Raw genomic sequence first — 16,042 nt, forward strand, 5'->3', positions numbered from 1 at the left:
AGCCCGAGAGCTGCCGCTCCCACACCTGTAAGACCTGTCCGGTGCCGAACCGCGGCCCTGCGCCGCACCGACACAACGAGGTTGCCGTACCTATGCGCCACTCTGAAGGAGCCCGCGGTGAGTGCTGACCAGACGACGCTCGCCTTCGACTGGAGTTGCCGCATTTTGGCCGACAACGGCTGCGGCTTTCCGGCTCCGGGCCTGCACTCCTTCCTCTTCAAGCCGATCGCCGAGGTCGGCGGCTTCTACTTCAACAAGACGATGCTTCTGGCGCTGCTCGCCTCGATGATCGTGGTCGGCTTCTTCTGGATGGCTTTCAACAAGCCGAAGTTGATCCCCGGCAAGGTCCAGATGATCGGTGAGGCCGGTTACGACTTCGTCCGCCGCGGCATCGTCTACGAGACGATGGGCAAGCGCGAGGGCGAGAAGTACGTACCGTTCATGGTCTCGCTGTTCTTCTTCGTCTGGATCATGAACATCTGGTCGGTCGTTCCGCTCGCCCAGTTCCCGGTCGCCTCCGTCATCGCCTACCCGGCCGGTCTCGCGATCGTCGTGTATCTGATGTGGATGTCCGTGACGTTCAAGCGCCACGGATTCGTCGGCGGACTGAAGAACGTCACCGGCTACGACAAGTCGCTCGGCCCGGTCCTGCCGCTCGTCGTGGTCATCGAGTTCTTCTCGAACGTCCTCGTCCGGCCGTTCACGCACATGGTCCGGCTCTTCGCCAACATGTTCGCCGGTCACCTGCTGCTCGTGATGTTCACCGTCGCCAGCTGGTACCTGCTGAACGGCTTCCTGATCCCGGCCGCCGGCGTCTCGTTCGTGATGACCATGGGCATGATCGTCTTCGAGCTGTTCGTCCAGGCCATCCAGGCCTACGTGTTCGTACTCCTGGCCTGCACCTACTTGCAGGGCGCAGTCGCCAAGAGCCACTGAGCCCTCTCCACACTCACCCCCAGTCGTCCGGTGGCCAACCCCCACCGGTCCGTGAAAGAGAAGGAAGAACCGGCATGTCCGCTCTCTCGAACCTCGCCGCCGTCTCCGGTGACCTCAAGGCCCTCGGCTCCATCGGTTACGGTCTCTCGGCCATCGGCCCCGGCGTCGGCGTCGGCATCATCTTCGGTAACGGCACCCAGGCGCTGGCCCGCCAGCCCGAGGCCGCCGGCCTCATCCGCACCAACCAGATCCTCGGCTTCGCCTTCTGTGAGGCGCTCGCGCTGATCGGCATCGTCATGCCGTTCGTCTACGGCAGCTGACGTTCTGGGACGAATAGCCCATTACGACGAAAGGCACTGATGTGAACGCGCTGGTATCCCTGGCGGCGGAGGAGCAGCAGAACCCGCTCATCCCGCCCGGACCGGAGCTCCTCGTCGGGCTGATCGCCTTCGCCATCGTCTTCTTCTTCCTCGCCAAGAAGCTCCTCCCGAACATCAACAAGGTTCTGGAAGAGCGCCGCGAGGCCATCGAGGGTGGCATCGAGAAGGCGGAGGAGGCCAAGACCGAGGCGCAGAGCGTCCTGGAGCAGTACAAGGCCCAGCTCGCCGAGGCCCGCCACGAGGCCGCCCGTCTCCGCCAGGAGGCGACCGAGCAGGGCACCGTCATCATCCAGGAGATGAAGGCGGAAGGTCAGCGGCAGCGGGAAGAGATCATCGCCGCCGGGCACGCCCAGATCGAGGCGGACCGCAAGGCCGCGGCCAGCGCGCTGCGTCAGGACGTGGGCAAGCTCGCCACCGATCTGGCCGGCAAGCTGGTCGGTGAGTCCCTTGAGGACCACGCCCGGCAGAGCCGTACCGTCGACCGCTTCCTCGACGAGCTCGAGGAGAACGCTTCGACGGTTGAGGCGGCCCGATGACGATGCACGGAGCGAGCCGCGAGGCGCTGGCTGCCGCGCGCGAGCGTCTCGACGCGCTGACCGACAGCACGTCGGTCGACGCGGCGAAGCTCGCCGACGAGCTGGCCGCCGTCACCGCGCTGCTCGACCGCGAGGTGTCGTTGCGCCGGGTCCTGACCGACCCGGCGCAGGGCGGCGAGGCCAAGGCCGAGCTGGCCGGACGGCTGCTGAGCGGTCAGGTGGGCGGCCCCGCCGCCGACCTGGTCTCCGGCATGGTCCGGTCCCGCTGGTCGCAGCCGCGCGACCTGGTCGACTCGGTGGAGGAGCTGTCCGCCACCGCCGAGCTGACCGCCGCGGAGCGGTCCGGCGCGCTGGACGACGTGGAGGACGAGCTGTTCCGGTTCGGCCGGATCGTCGAGTCCAGCACCGGACTGCGTGCCGCGCTGACCGACCGGTCGGCCGCGGTCTCCGCCAAGACCGAGCTGCTGCACAGCCTCCTCGGCGGGCGGGCCAACCCGACCACCGAGCGCCTGGTCGTGCGTCTCGTGACGCAGCCCCGGGGACGTAGCCTGGAAGCGGGTCTCCAGACCCTGTCCCGGCTCGCCGCGGCGCGCAGGGACCGGATGGTCGCCGTCGTCACCTCGGCGGTACCGCTCACCGAGGGCCAGAAGCGGCGCCTCGGCGCGGCCCTGGCCAAGCTGTACGGCCACCCGATGCATCTGAACCTGGACGTGGACCCCGAGGTCCTCGGCGGGGTGTCGGTGCGGGTCGGTGACGAGGTCATCAACGGCACGGTCGCGGACCGTATCGAAGAGGCGACCCGGCGGCTCGCGGGCTGACGGCAGGCGACAACGCCGACGGCAGGCGATACGGCTGACGGCGGCAACAGAACAAAGAAGACCAGCGGCCCGGTTGGGCCGTGCAGAGATTGCAGAAGATTCCTGGGGTCATCCCCAGACCCCCAAAGAAACTTCGGGCCCAACAAGGAGAGCAGGGAACCCAGATGGCGGAGCTCACGATCCGGCCGGAGGAGATCCGGGACGCGCTGGAGAACTTTGTCCAGTCGTACAAGCCGGACGCGGCCTCGCGCGAGGAGGTCGGTACGGTCAGCGTGGCCGGAGACGGCATTGCCAAGGTCGAGGGTCTGCCCTCGGCCATGGCGAACGAGCTGCTGAAGTTCGAGGACGGCACCCTTGGTCTCGCCCTCAACCTCGAGGAGCGCGAGATCGGTTCGATCATCCTCGGTGAGTTCAGCGGTATCGAGGAAGGCCAGTCGGTCACCCGTACCGGCGAGGTCCTCTCGGTCGCTGTCGGCGAGGGCTACCTCGGTCGCGTTGTCGACCCGCTCGGCAACCCGATCGACGGCCTCGGCGAGATCGAGACCGAAGGCCGCCGCGCCCTGGAGCTTCAGGCTCCGGGCGTCATGGTCCGTAAGTCGGTGCACGAGCCGATGCAGACCGGCTACAAGGCTGTCGACGCCATGGTGCCGATCGGCCGTGGCCAGCGTCAGCTGATCATCGGTGACCGGCAGACCGGCAAGACCGCTCTTGCCGTCGACACGATCATCAACCAGCGCGACAACTGGCGCTCCGGCGACACCAAGAAGCAGGTCCGCTGCATCTACGTCGCCATCGGCCAGAAGGGCTCCACCATCGCGTCCGTGCGCGGTGCGCTGGAGGAGGCGGGCGCGCTCGAGTACACGACGATCGTCGCCGCCCCCGCGTCCGACCCGGCCGGCTTCAAGTACCTGGCGCCGTACACCGGTTCGGCCATCGGCCAGCACTGGATGTACGAGGGCAAGCACGTCCTCATCATCTTCGACGACCTCTCGAAGCAGGCCGACGCCTACCGCGCCGTGTCCCTGCTGCTGCGCCGTCCGCCGGGCCGTGAGGCCTACCCGGGCGATGTCTTCTACCTGCACTCGCGTCTCCTGGAGCGCTGCGCCAAGCTCTCCGACGAGATGGGCGCCGGTTCGATGACGGGTCTCCCGATCGTCGAGACGAAGGCCAACGACGTGTCGGCGTTCATCCCGACCAACGTCATCTCCATCACCGACGGACAGTGCTTCCTGGAGTCCGACCTGTTCAACGCCGGCCAGCGGCCCGCGCTGAACGTCGGTATCTCGGTCTCCCGAGTCGGCGGTTCGGCCCAGCACAAGGCCATGCGCCAGGTCTCCGGCCGACTGCGTGTGGACCTCGCCCAGTACCGCGAGCTGGAGGCGTTCGCGTCCTTCGGTTCCGACCTGGACGCGGCCTCCAAGGCGTCGCTGGAGCGCGGTAAGCGCATGGTCGAGCTGCTGAAGCAGCCGCAGTACGCGCCGTTCCCGGTGGAGGAGCAGGTCGTCTCCGTCTGGGCCGGCACCAACGGCAAGATGGATGACGTACCGGTCCTCGACATCCGCCGCTTCGAGACGGAGCTGCTGGAGTACCTGCGCCGCGAGCGCAAGGAACTGCTGACCAGCATCGCCGAGGGCGCCAAGATGTCGGACGACACGATCCAGTCCGTCGGTGACGCCATCGCCGCCTTCAAGCGTCAGTTCGAGACCTCGGACGGCAAGCTCCTGGGCGACGACGCTCCGGCCGCCAACGTCTCCAAGTGACGACGGAAGGGACCTGACTCATGGGAGCCCAGCTCCGGGTCTACAAGCGTCGCATCAAATCCGTCACCGCGACCAAGAAGATCACCAAGGCGATGGAGATGATCGCCGCCTCGCGCATCGTCAAGGCGCAGCGCCAGGTGGCGGCCTCCACTCCGTACGCGACCGAGCTGACCCGCGCGGTCACGGCGGTGGCGACGGGGTCGACGACCAAGCACCCTCTGACCACCGAGGCGGAGTCACCGACCCGTGCCGCGGTCCTGCTCATCACGAGCGACCGCGGTCTGGCCGGCGGCTACTCCTCGAACGCCATCAAGGCGGCGGAGCGGCTCACCGAGCGGCTCCGCGGCGAGGGCAAGGAAGTCGACACGTACATCGTCGGCCGCAAGGGTGTCGCCTACTACGGCTTCCGTGAGCGCAAGATCGCGGAGTCGTGGACCGGCTTCACCGACAACCCGACGTACGCGGACGCCAAGCAGGTCTCGGCGCCGCTGATCGAGGCCGTCCAGCAGGACACGGCCGAGGGCGGCGTGGACGAACTCCACATCGTCTTCACCGAGTTCGTGTCGATGCTGACGCAGACGCCGGTACAGAACCGGCTGCTGCCCCTCAGCCTCGACCAGTCGGCCGAGGAGTCCGGCACGAAGGGCGAGATCCTTCCGCTGTTCGACTTCGAGCCGTCGGCGGAGGACGTCCTCGACGCCCTGCTGCCGCGCTACGTCGAGAGCCGTATCTACAACGCGCTGCTCCAGGCCGCCGCTTCCAAGCACGCTGCCACCCGCCGCGCGATGAAGTCGGCGACCGACAACGCCGGGGATCTCATCAAGAGCCTCTCCCGGCTTGCCAACGCGGCCCGCCAGGCCGAAATCACCCAGGAAATCAGCGAGATCGTCGGTGGCGCGAGCGCCCTGGCCGACGCGACCGCGGGGAGTGACAGGTAAATGACGACGACTACCGAGAACGCTGTGGCCGCAGCCACGGGCCGCGTCGCCCGGGTCATCGGCCCGGTCGTCGACGTGGAGTTCCCCGTCGACGCGATGCCGGACATCTACAACGCGCTGCACGTCGAGGTCGCGGACCCCGCCGAGGAGGGCAAGCTCAAGACGCTGACCCTCGAAGTCGCCCAGCACCTGGGTGACGGCGTGGTGCGCGCGGTCTCGATGCAGCCCACCGACGGCCTGGTCCGCCAGGCCTCGGTGACCGACACGGGCAACGGCATCACCGTTCCCGTCGGTGACGTGACCAAGGGCAAGGTCTTCAACACCCTCGGTCAGATCCTGAACGAGCCGGAGGCCGAGTCTCAGATCACCGAGCGCTGGCCGATCCACCGCAAGGCCCCGGCCTTCGACCAGCTCGAGTCCAAGACCGAGATGTTCGAGACCGGCCTGAAGGTCGTCGACCTGCTGACCCCGTACGTCAAGGGCGGCAAGATCGGTCTGTTCGGTGGTGCGGGCGTCGGCAAGACCGTCCTCATCCAGGAAATGATCATGCGTGTGGCCAAGCTGCACGACGGTGTTTCCGTGTTCGCCGGTGTCGGCGAGCGCACCCGTGAGGGCAACGACCTCATCGACGAGATGACCGACTCGGGCGTTCTGGACAAGACCGCGCTGGTCTTCGGACAGATGGACGAGCCGCCGGGCACGCGTCTTCGCGTCGCGCTCTCGGCCCTGACCATGGCGGAGTACTTCCGCGATGTGCAGAAGCAGGACGTGCTGCTCTTCATCGACAACATCTTCCGCTTCACCCAGGCCGGTTCCGAGGTCTCCACGCTGCTCGGCCGTATGCCGTCCGCGGTGGGTTACCAGCCGACCCTGGCCGACGAGATGGGTGTGCTCCAGGAGCGCATCACCTCGACGCGTGGTCACTCGATCACCTCGATGCAGGCGATCTACGTCCCCGCGGACGACCTGACCGACCCGGCCCCGGCCACGACCTTCGCGCACCTCGACGCGACGACCGTGCTGTCGCGTCCGATCTCGGAGAAGGGCATCTACCCGGCGGTCGACCCGCTGGACTCGACGTCCCGCATCCTGGACCCGCGCTACATCGCGCAGGACCACTACGACGCGGCCAGCCGCGTCAAGGGAATCCTGCAGAAGTACAAGGACCTCCAGGACATCATCGCGATCCTCGGTATCGACGAGCTGGGCGAGGAGGACAAGCTCGTTGTCCACCGTGCCCGTCGCGTCGAGCGCTTCCTGTCGCAGAACACCCACGCCGCCAAGCAGTTCACCGGCCTGGACGGTTCGGACGTGCCGCTCGACGAGTCGATCGCCGCGTTCAACGCGATCTGCGACGGTGAGTACGACCACTTCCCCGAGCAGGCGTTCTTCATGTGCGGTGGCATTGAGGACCTCAAGGCCAACGCCAAGGAGCTCGGCGTCTCCTGAGCCGCCCGGTTCCTGTGAGGGGGGCGGGTTTGTCCCGCCCCCCTCCGACGCTCTTATCGAGACCCCATAGAATTGAAGCCAACACCCGGCGATACGGCCGGGTGGTGACCCGAGGAGCCACCCTTGGCTGCTGAGCTGCATGTCGAGCTGGTCGCCGCTGACCGCAGTATCTGGTCCGGCGAGGCCACCCTGGTCGTCGCGCGCACCACGTCCGGCGACATCGGCGTCATGCCCGGTCACCAGCCGCTGCTCGGTGTGCTGGAGTCGGGCCCGGTGACCATCCGTACGAGCGATGGTGAGACGGTCGTCGCCGCGGTGCACGGCGGTTTCCTGTCGTTCGCCGACAACAAGCTTTCGCTGCTGGCGGAGATCGCCGAGCTGGCGGACGAGATTGACACCCAGCGCGCAGAGGTTGCGCTGGAGCGTGCGAAGTCGGGCGAGGACGATGCCGCGGAGCGGCGCGCCGATGTCCGGCTGCGTGCGGTGGCGGCGCGCTAGCGCACCACGACGATAGCGATAGCGTTACGGCTGTGCTCCCGGCCTCACGGCCGGGGTCCGGAGATTTCCTCCGGGGTTCGGAGACCGCTTCCCGGCTCGTCGGGGGTCGTCCCCGGAGCCCGGAGGCCTTCTCCGGAAGGCACAGCTTCCTCAGCCGCGGCTCGTTCCGGACTCTCCGGACCGGGTCGCGGCTGAGGCGATGCGGGTGCGGTTCTTGTTCCGGTACTGGATGAGGCGAGGAGGTCGGTGTTGATGGTCCTCGCTCTGCTTGTCTGCGGACTGGTCGTCGTCCTGGTTGCGGTGGGGCTCTTCGTCTTCGGCCTGCGCCGGCGGCTGATCCAGCGCTCCGGCGGTACGTTCGACTGCAGCCTGCGCTGGAACGTGCCGGAGGAGCCCGACCTCTCCGGCAAGGGCTGGGTGTACGGCGTCGCCCGCTACAACGGCGACCGGATCAACTGGTTCCGGGTCTTCTCGTACGCTCCCCGTCCGCGCCGCACCCTGGAGCGGTCCTCGATCGAGGTGCTGGCCCGCCGGGCCCCCGAGGGCGAGGAGGAGCTGGCACTGCTCTCCGACGCGGTCATTCTCGGCTGTGCGCACCGCGGGGTCCGGCTGGAACTGGCGATGAGCGACGACGCGCTCACGGGCTTCCTGGCCTGGCTGGAGGCGGCGCCGCCGGGACAGCGCGTGAATGTGGCCTGAGGTTCTCGGGGCAAGGTGAAGGGGGCGGCGCCGCGGGCACCGCCCCCTTCGTTCATGCGCCGTGATTCATGCGCTGTGCCGGTCTGGCTGTCCGGCTATCCGAGCCCGCTGTTGATCGCTGTCACCAGCTCGCCGTTCGCGGTGTCACCGGTGAAGTCCCAGAAGAAGGCGCCTCCCAGGCCCTGCTGGTTCGCCCAGGCCATCTTGGACGTGACCGTGGCCGGGCTGTCGTAACTCCACCAGTTGCTGCCGCACTTGGCGTACGAGGTACCGGCGACGGTGCCGGTGGGCGGGCAGGTGTTCTTGAGGATCTTGTAGTCCTCGATGCCCGGCTCGTACGTACCGGGGGCCGCGCCCGTCGCGGTGCCGCCCGGCGTCGCTTGTGTCACTCCGGTCCAGCCGCGCCCGTAGAAGCCGATACCGAGCAGCAGTTTCGCGGCCGGTACGCCCTGGGCCTTGAACTTGGCTATCGCCTCGGCCGAGTTGAAGCCCGCCTGCGGGATGCCCGGGTACGAGGTGAGCGGGGAGTGCGGGGCGGTCGGGCCCTGTGCGCTGAAGGCGCCGAAGAAGTCGTACGTCATGACGTTGAACCAGTTCATGTACTGGGCGGCGCCCGCGTAGTCGACCTTGTCGATCTTGCCACCGGCCGAGGCGTCCGCCGTGACGGCCGCGGTGACCAGGTTGTTCGTACCGAACTTGGCGCGCATGGCCTGCATCATGTTCTTGAACGCGGCGGGGCCGCTGGTGTCGCAGGACAGCCCGCAGGCGTTGGGGTACTCCCAGTCCAGGTCGATGCCGTCGAAGACATCGGCCCAACGCGGGTCCTCCACGAGGTCGTAGCAGGACTGTGCGAAGGCGGCGGGATTCTGTACGGCCTGGCCGAAGCCGCCCGACCAGGTCCAGCCGCCGAAGGACCACAGCACCTTGATGTTCGGGTATTTGGCCTTGAGCTTGCGCAGCTGGTTGAAGTTGCCGCGCAGCGGCTGGTCCCAGGTGTCGGCGACGCCGTCGACGGCCTGGTCGGCGGTGTACGCCTTGTCGGTCGCGGCGAAGCTGTCACCCATCGCGCACTTGCCGCCGGTGACATTGCCGAACGAGTAGTTGATGTGCGTGACCTTGCCGGCGGAGCCGGACGTCACCACGTTCTTGACGTGGTAATTCCGGTCGTAGACGCCCCACTCGGTGAAGTAGCCGAGCTTGACCTTGCCGCCGGGAACGGAGCCGCCGCCGGTGGTGCGGACCGCGCGGGCGCCGCTGACCGGCCCCGTCTGGTCGGCGGTGTCACGTGCCTGGACGGTGTACGAGTAGTCGGTGCCGGCGGTCAGACCGGTGTTGGTGTATGTCGTGCCGGTGACCGTGGCGACCTTCGCGCCGTCCCGCAGGACGTCGTAGTTCTTGATGCCCTTGTCGTCGGTCGCCGCCGTCCAGCTGAGGGTGACCGAGGTGTCGGTGATGCCGCCGGCGGTCGGAGTGCCGGGAGCGGAGGGCGGGTTGTCGCCGGGGTTGCCCGGCCCGCCGTCGCACGAGGCGCCGTTGAGTGTGCAGCCGGCGGGGGAGCCGCCGCCGCTGCCGTTGAAACCGAAGCTGATGGACGCGCCGGGGGCGAGCGTGCCGTTCCAGGCCTTGTTCTTGGCGGTCCAGCGGTTGCCCGAGCCGGTGATGTCGGCGTCCCAGCCGGAGGTGACGGCCGTACCGGAGGGGAAGTCCCATGCCACGGTCCAGGAGCTGAGGCTGGTGGTACCGGTGTTCTTCACCGTCCACTTGCCTTCGAAGCCCGTGCCCCAGTCGGAGACTTTGGTGTACGTGGCGGTCGCGGAGGTGGCGGCCTCAGCGGGGGTGGCCAGCCCGACGAGGGCGGCGAGAGGAAGCAGCAGGGCGGTCAGGCCCGCGACGGTTCTTGATGTGAGTCTGGATCTCAGTCCGGGTCTGACTCCGGGTCTGACTCCGGGTCTGAGTCCGGGTCTGAGTCCGGGTCTGAGTCCGGGTCTGAGTCCGGATCTGTGGAGGGCGAGTTGGGAGATCACGAGTGCTCCTCAAGTGAATACCCTGCGACAGCTCACCGCAGTGTGTGCGGTGAGAGTAGGAAGGTCTGGACCACTCGTCAATAGGTCCAGACCAAAGATGCCGCAGTCGGGGAGAGCGCGGCCTGCGTGAGCTGTGACACCCCCGCTACGGCCTGTCAGCCGAATCGCTGTAATGTCCGTGGTCACTGGACGAGGATGTTTCGGGATTCAGGAGAAGTGCCGTGGAATCACTGGTTACTTACGATGCTCTGGCCGATGTCTACGACCTCATGTATCCGGCCGCATCGCCGGACATAGCCGATACGGTCGACTTCATCGCGAAGCTGGCCCCCGCCTCGGGACGGGTGCTGGAAATCGGCGTCGGGAATGGCCGCATCGCGATCCCGCTCTCCGGCCGGGGCCTTACGGTCCACGGAATCGACGGTTCCGAGCAGATGCTGAGGAAGCTCGCGGAACGCGACACCGAGAACAAGGTCGTAGCCACGAAGGGCGACTTCACGACGTCGACCACGGGCGAGACCTATGACGTCGTGTTCGTCGCACTCAATACCTTCTTCGCGCCGACCTCGGCCGAGAAGCAGGTGGAATGCATGTGCCGGATGCGCGAGCAACTGGCGCCCGGTGGGCGGGTGGTCGTCGAGGCTTTCGACCCGCTGCCCTTCCACCGGTCCGAGGGAGAGAAGACGAGTACACGCTATCTCTCGCCGCAGGCCATCATGATTGACAGCACGCATGTAATGCGCGACCGGCAGCTGATGCTGGTCATTCACACGGTGCTGGACGGTGGAACGCCCCGCCCGACGCAGGAACTCATCCGGTACGCGTGGCCCTCCGAGATCGACCTCATGGCGCGGCTGGCCGGGTTGAAACTGGTGGACCGTTTCGCGGGCTGGAAGGGCGAGGCGTTCGGGCCGGACAGTCCGCGGCACGTCTCCGTGTACGAGGCGACGGAGGACTCGGAGAACGTGAACGCATGACGACGCGGACGGAAGAGCCGCCTGGCCCGGCCCTGCTCCGGCTGGTGGATGTCAGCCGCAGCTACGGCGACCGGCAGGTGCTGCATTCGGCGACTCTGGACGTCGAGCCGGGCGAGTGCGTCGTCCTCGCGGGCGACAACGGGTCCGGCAAATCGACGCTCCTGCGGGTGGCCTCCGGCCGGGAACGGCCGACCTCGGGGACCGTGCTGTTCGGCGGCGAGCCCATCGACGAGGACTCTCCCGCTGTCCGGGAGCGCGTCGCGACCGTGATGGATTCCGGAGCCCACTACCCCGACTTGACGGTGCGTGAGCACCTAATGCTGGTGGCGCTCGCTCACGGGCTGGGGGACGAGGCCGACGACTCGGTGCGGGACGTACTCGAAGAACACCATCTGGCGGATCACGCGCACGTACTGCCCTCGGCCCTGTCGTCGGGACAGACCCAGGCGCTGCTGCTGGCCGCCGCCTTCGTACGCCCCCATGACCTGCTCGTACTGGACGAGCCGGAGCAGCGCCTGGACGCCCACGCACGGCAGGAACTGGCCGACCGGATGGCCGAGCACCGGGACCGCGGTGTCGCGGTCCTGGTCGCGACGCACCACGAGGAACTGATCGCGGTCGCCGACCGGGTGTTCACGCTCGACGGCGGGACGCCGGTCCCGACGTCCGCACGACGATCGGCGGGGAATGGCCGTTGACCTGATACGCCGGGCGCGCCGAGGGGTGCGCGCGGAGCGGCGCGAACTCGGCGAACACAGCGAACAGAGCACCAGGGCGCTGGCGTATCTGAGGATGGCGCGGAGCCAGTCCCGGTACGAGAAACGCAAGAATGTGGCGCTGGCCGTCTACGGCGTCGCGCTGGTCGGTACGTTCTGGGGAATTCCGGCCCTGCTGGCCGCGGCCCGGGCCGGGCGCGCCGCAGGGCGGCACGGCCCGGTGGCGGAGCACGTCCTGATGAGTCTGCCGGTCGCGATGCCCGTCCTGCTGCTGCTCGTGCTACTCCTCATGGCGCGCGGAGCGGTGTGGCGGGGGCCGGTGCTGCTCGACATGCCCACCGTGTCGTGGCTGCTGCCGACGCCGTTGTCGCGGGCATCCGTACTGCTGTCCCGTCTGCTGGCGTCCGTGCTGGTGGCGGGGGCGGTCGGCCTGGTGGTGGGTGGCGCGCTCGGCTTCCTGCTGTACGGGACGAGCGCCACGTCCTGGCCGGTGGTGACCGCGGCCGGAGCCTGGGCGGGTGTCGCGGCCGCGATCACGGGGTGCGCGGCGGGCGCGCTGGTGGAGCGTCACGACCGCCCGCTGGCACGGCACGGGGCGCGGCTCTTCGGCGCGGCCTGGGCGCTCGTCGCGGTTCTGGCCGTCGTCGCGGTGGTGTCGGCGGTCCGTGGCGCGCCGACCTGGCTCGGCCCGCTTTTCCTGTGGTCGGGCCCCTGGGGCTGGGCCGCGCAACCACTCGTCGCGGCCATGGGGGACGGCGCGCCCTGGTGGCCGGCGGGCGCCGCGCTGTCGGCGGGATGGATGCTCGCCGCGCTGCTGCTGGCCCGGCGGGAGACACCGCGTATCTCGGCGGCGGCGCTGCGTCTTCGTACCACGGTGGCTTCCCAGGTCACCGCCTCGCTGTTCATGCTGGATCTGCGGCAGGCCAGGTCCGGGGTCCCCGCGCTGAGGGAACGTGGTTCGCGGCCGGCGTTGCGGCTGCCCATGCCGGGCCGGCCGTGGCTCGTCGTACCGTGGCGCGACGCGACCGGGCTGCTGCGCGCGCCCGGCCGGCTGGGCTGGGCGGCCGCGTGGGTGGCGGCCGCGGTGGCCCTGACCGTGCTCGCCCCGACCGTACGGGAGGACGCCCGGTCCCTGGCCGCCGTCGCCGCGCTGCTCGCCGGCTATCTGGCGGCAGCCCAACTGGCCGAGCCCGCACGGGTGGAGAGCGACGACCTGCGCCGGTCGGCCAACCTCCCCTATCCGGCGAAATCGCTGGCCCTGCGCCACGCGCTCGTTCCCGGCACCCTGCTGCTCGCGGGGCTGGCGGCGGGGGCCGCGGTGAGCGCTCTGAGCGGCTGGGGCCGACCGGGGCTCGTGGCGCTCGTCGCCGCCGCTCCGGCGCTGCTGGCCGCCGCGCTCGTCAGCGCCTACCGGGGCACCGTTCCGCCGCATATTCTCATCGGCAGTCATACCCCGATGGGCAACACGGGGCCCTTCCAGACGCTGGTGTGGTACGTGCGAGGACCACTGGCCGCATTGGTACTGACGGCTCCCGTGCTGGTGTCGGTCGTGCACGGCGGCGCCTACGGAGCGGTGCAGTCGCTGTGGCAGCTGCTGGTCGGCGCCGTGGGTCTGTGGTGGGTCCGCAGGACGGCGCATCGGCTGTATTCGGGGTGAGCGCGGCCGGGAGCCCGGCCTCCGCCGGTTTCCGCGGGCGGGGCGGCACGGACCGGCTGCCTCGCAGCACAACTTCACATGACGGGTGGGCTGTTGACCATGCCAGAAGAGATACCTCTCCTGCGGCGGCTGGGGCTGGGAGTCCTGGACACCACGGAGTACGAGTCCCCGGCCGGCCGCAACGACAACCGGGTGGGAGTGACGAGTGAGGGCCATGCGGTGTTCGTCAAGCGCCTGGACCCCACGCGGCCGGACGCGTTGGCTCGATTTCGGAGAGCGGTGCGCTTCGAGACGGACGTAGCCGAGCGTGGGGGAGCGGCGGTGGAGGTGGCCGCGCACGCGGTATCGGGAGTGATCGAGGACGGTGCGCGGCGGACTTCGCGCCGCGGCGCACCGGCCTCTCCGCGCTGCCTGGGCTGGGACGAGGGCGAACTGACCGTCGTCTTCGAGTGGCTCAAGGAGGCGCGTTCGGGCGCGGACCTGGCCAAGGAGGGGGCGTTCGGCGATGAACTCGCCCATGAGGCCGGCCGGGTCGTCGGATCCGTGCACTCCCTGCCCCTGGCCACACCGCAGGGCACGCCCGAGGACCTGCCGCCGCTGCCGCCGATGGATTTCTTCGAAGCGCTGCCGATGGCGTATTACACGCGGGCCAGCGGCGCGTCCCTGGAAGCGTGGGGACTCCTGCAGAACGACGGCGAACTCATCGAAGGACTGCGGGAGCTGCGCCGGGAGGAGTCCGGGGCCGTGCGGACGCCGGCGCACTGCGATCTCAGGCTGGATCAGTTCCTGCTGTACGAGGACGTGCTCCACCTGTGCGACTGGGAGGAGTTCCGGATCGCCGACCCGGCACGTGACATCGGGAGCTTCGTCGGTGAGTGGCTCCACCGGGCGGTACTGGACATACCTTCCCAGGATCCCGGCATGTCGGGACCGGCTCCTCAGCTGTCCCACCGTGAGGTGGTGGACCGTGGGGTGCGGGAGTTGGAACGCCTGCGCCCCAAGAACGTCGCCTTCTGGGAGGGATACCGCAAGGAGGCATCCCCATCCGATCCCGGTCTGCGGGTACGGGCGGCAGCGTTCGCGGGCTGGCACTTGCTGGACCGTGTGTTCGCCGCGGCCGAGCAGCGCCCCAAGCTGAACGCCGTCGACCGGGCCGCGGCCGGAATCGGCCGGTCCGCTGTTCTGCGTCCCGCCACATTCGCCGCAACACTGGGCCTGGAGGACTGAGATGACCGGCAGCACGCCCCTCGGCGACCGTCTGCTCCCACCGTGCCTCGATGCCGGGCTGCTCACTGTCCTCGACGGCGTGAGCGTGTCGCCGGACGGCTTGAGCGCGACGGTCGGCGGCCGGGAACTGACAGCGGAGACCGGACGGCAACTGCGCCAGAAGCTCATCGCCGCCATCTACGAGACGTTCCATGTGGGCCATGTCTTCGGCGAGGATCTTCCGCGCTCGTTCCGGGACCCCGCTCTGGAAGAACGCCTTGCGGGCCGCACGCCGCACGCCACGACCCCCGTCCGGGCCGTCCCGTACCGGCCCGAGGACGCGGGAGGGCCCCGTATCGCCGTCATCGACGGGATCAAGGTCCGGCTGACCCCGTCCGAGACACTGGTGGACGGCCAGGTGCGGCTCCCGGCCCACAGGCCTGGACTGTCCCCGGGCTTCTTCCTGGTGGACGGTTCTTCGGGGAAGCCCCTGGGCAAGCCGCTCCTGCGGCTGTATCTGCAGCTCGACGGGGTCGACGAGGCCGTGGATCTGTGGGGCACGGTCCTGGAGCGGATGGAGGCCGCCAAGGTGCGTTACCGGGCCAAGGTGACCTCCTCACCCCGGCTGTTCCCGCGCAGGGACGGCCTGGTGGTGTACCTGGGAGAAGACGCCTGGGACGCCGTACTGTCCTTCGCGTACGCACTGCAGCCGTCCTCGAAGGCGGGACGGAGCGGGCTGTCCTCACCTTTTGCCCGTGAACTCGCCCCCGGTGTGGCCATCGCCTGGGAACCGGACGACAGCCGGCCCGGCAGACGAGGGATGAGTTTCGGCCAGCACCGGGCCGCGGCCATCGTCGACGCGCTGCTCGAACCACTCGGCGCACCGGTGGGGAACAGCGGGACACCGTCGGACGAATGCCTCGTAAGGCATCTGCGTGAAGCCGGAATTGACCCGGTCTCAATGCATCGGAATGCCGAATCTCCGATGCTTTCCGGCTGACCTCCTGTGTGTTTCATGTCACATGAGCAAGCCCGGTAAAGTCCCTACCAGGAATGACGGAAAGATGATTCGCTAATCGGCGTCATCGGGGGGGCGTTCGATGTGTGAACTGAGCTTCTCTCCGTCGTACTTGTTATGAGGGGGAAAGACATGGATTCTGTCGAACTTATCGAGGGTTACGCCGCATACACCACTCCCGAGGAGCTGACTGCCTCGGAGTCCGCCGATGCGCCGGCCATCACGACCACGGTGACCTCCTCGGAAATCTGCATCACCATTACGGCCGGCATCACCTGTTGATCCTGACGCATTGACACGGTAGTCAGTGCGGGTGCCGCGGTGGCCCCGGCCCGGCCGGCCGGGGCCCCCCGCCCCCCATGCCGTTGAGCCCGGGCCCGGTTTAGGTGATTTAAACAGGGTTTATTTAAGGGTTTTGGCAGTACAAAAT

The 16,042-nt window shown here is 68.5% G+C and carries 16 protein-coding genes; 15 read left to right on the forward strand and 1 reads right to left on the reverse strand.

Annotation, left to right across the window (positions count from 1 at the left end; genetic code table 11):
* The first annotated feature begins 165 nt into the window (after positions 1-165).
* The 9 genes from atpB (at position 166) to ACIQD6_RS04300 (ending at position 8,014) form a co-directional block, all read left to right on the forward strand.
* Positions 166-936, forward strand: coding sequence for a F0F1 ATP synthase subunit A (gene atpB / locus ACIQD6_RS04260; RefSeq protein ID WP_401878134.1), 771 nt, complete (start codon positions 166-168; stop codon positions 934-936).
* Positions 937-1,010: 74 nt separating this feature from the next.
* Positions 1,011-1,256: an ATP synthase F0 subunit C gene (gene atpE, locus ACIQD6_RS04265; RefSeq protein ID WP_030749165.1), complete on the forward strand. Its 246-nt coding sequence runs from the start codon at positions 1,011-1,013 to the stop codon at positions 1,254-1,256.
* A 41-nt stretch (positions 1,257-1,297) separates the two neighbouring features.
* Positions 1,298-1,852, forward strand: coding sequence for a F0F1 ATP synthase subunit B (locus ACIQD6_RS04270; protein ID WP_401877769.1), 555 nt, complete (start codon positions 1,298-1,300; stop codon positions 1,850-1,852).
* 2 nt (positions 1,853-1,854) lie between these two features.
* Positions 1,855-2,670, forward strand: a complete 816-nt coding sequence (locus tag ACIQD6_RS04275; protein WP_401878137.1) for a F0F1 ATP synthase subunit delta — start codon at positions 1,855-1,857, stop codon at positions 2,668-2,670.
* A 164-nt stretch (positions 2,671-2,834) separates the two neighbouring features.
* Positions 2,835-4,430 (forward strand): F0F1 ATP synthase subunit alpha, encoded by a 1,596-nt coding sequence (gene atpA / locus ACIQD6_RS04280; protein ID WP_401877771.1) that lies wholly within the window; start codon positions 2,835-2,837, stop codon positions 4,428-4,430.
* 20 nt (positions 4,431-4,450) lie between these two features.
* Positions 4,451-5,368, forward strand: a complete 918-nt coding sequence (locus ACIQD6_RS04285; RefSeq protein ID WP_401877773.1) for a F0F1 ATP synthase subunit gamma — start codon at positions 4,451-4,453, stop codon at positions 5,366-5,368.
* Positions 5,369-6,817, forward strand: coding sequence for a F0F1 ATP synthase subunit beta (gene atpD, locus ACIQD6_RS04290; RefSeq protein ID WP_401877775.1), 1,449 nt, complete (start codon positions 5,369-5,371; stop codon positions 6,815-6,817).
* Positions 6,818-6,940: 123 nt separating this feature from the next.
* Positions 6,941-7,315 (forward strand): F0F1 ATP synthase subunit epsilon, encoded by a 375-nt coding sequence (locus ACIQD6_RS04295; protein WP_401877777.1) that lies wholly within the window; start codon positions 6,941-6,943, stop codon positions 7,313-7,315.
* A 252-nt stretch (positions 7,316-7,567) separates the two neighbouring features.
* Complete coding sequence (locus ACIQD6_RS04300) at positions 7,568-8,014, forward strand: DUF2550 domain-containing protein (RefSeq protein WP_401877779.1); 447 nt, start codon at positions 7,568-7,570, stop codon at positions 8,012-8,014.
* A gap of 95 nt (positions 8,015-8,109) precedes the next feature.
* Here ACIQD6_RS04300 and ACIQD6_RS04305 read toward each other — a convergent pair whose 3' ends face one another.
* Positions 8,110-9,897 (reverse strand): glycosyl hydrolase family 18 protein, encoded by a 1,788-nt coding sequence (locus ACIQD6_RS04305; RefSeq protein WP_401878140.1) that lies wholly within the window; start codon positions 9,895-9,897, stop codon positions 8,110-8,112.
* A 362-nt stretch (positions 9,898-10,259) separates the two neighbouring features.
* Between ACIQD6_RS04305 and ACIQD6_RS04310 the strand changes: the two genes are divergently transcribed.
* From ACIQD6_RS04310 to ACIQD6_RS04335, 6 genes are all read left to right on the forward strand, one after another.
* Entirely contained in the window at positions 10,260-11,015 is a 756-nt protein-coding gene (locus ACIQD6_RS04310) for a class I SAM-dependent methyltransferase (RefSeq protein ID WP_401877781.1), read from the forward strand.
* Entirely contained in the window at positions 11,012-11,713 is a 702-nt protein-coding gene (locus ACIQD6_RS04315; protein ID WP_401877783.1) for an ATP-binding cassette domain-containing protein, read from the forward strand. Before ACIQD6_RS04310 ends, ACIQD6_RS04315 begins: the two co-directional genes overlap by 4 nt.
* On the forward strand, positions 11,703-13,388 hold the full coding sequence (locus ACIQD6_RS04320; protein ID WP_401877785.1) for a DUF6297 family protein: 1,686 nt from the start codon (positions 11,703-11,705) through the stop codon (positions 13,386-13,388). Before ACIQD6_RS04315 ends, ACIQD6_RS04320 begins: the two co-directional genes overlap by 11 nt.
* 99 nt (positions 13,389-13,487) lie before the next feature.
* A complete protein-coding gene (lxmK, locus tag ACIQD6_RS04325) occupies positions 13,488-14,615 on the forward strand; it encodes a class V lanthionine synthetase subunit LxmK (RefSeq protein ID WP_401877787.1) in 1,128 nt (375 codons plus the stop codon).
* 1 nt (position 14,616) lies between these two features.
* Positions 14,617-15,594 (forward strand): T3SS effector HopA1 family protein, encoded by a 978-nt coding sequence (locus tag ACIQD6_RS04330; protein WP_401877789.1) that lies wholly within the window; start codon positions 14,617-14,619, stop codon positions 15,592-15,594.
* Positions 15,595-15,744: 150 nt separating this feature from the next.
* Positions 15,745-15,894: an LxmA leader domain family RiPP gene (locus tag ACIQD6_RS04335; RefSeq protein ID WP_401877791.1), complete on the forward strand. Its 150-nt coding sequence runs from the start codon at positions 15,745-15,747 to the stop codon at positions 15,892-15,894.
* Positions 15,895-16,042: the final 148 nt, after the last annotated feature.

The organism is Streptomyces sp. NPDC088400, assembly GCF_044753355.1.
GTDB lineage: Bacteria > Actinomycetota > Actinomycetes > Streptomycetales > Streptomycetaceae > Streptomyces.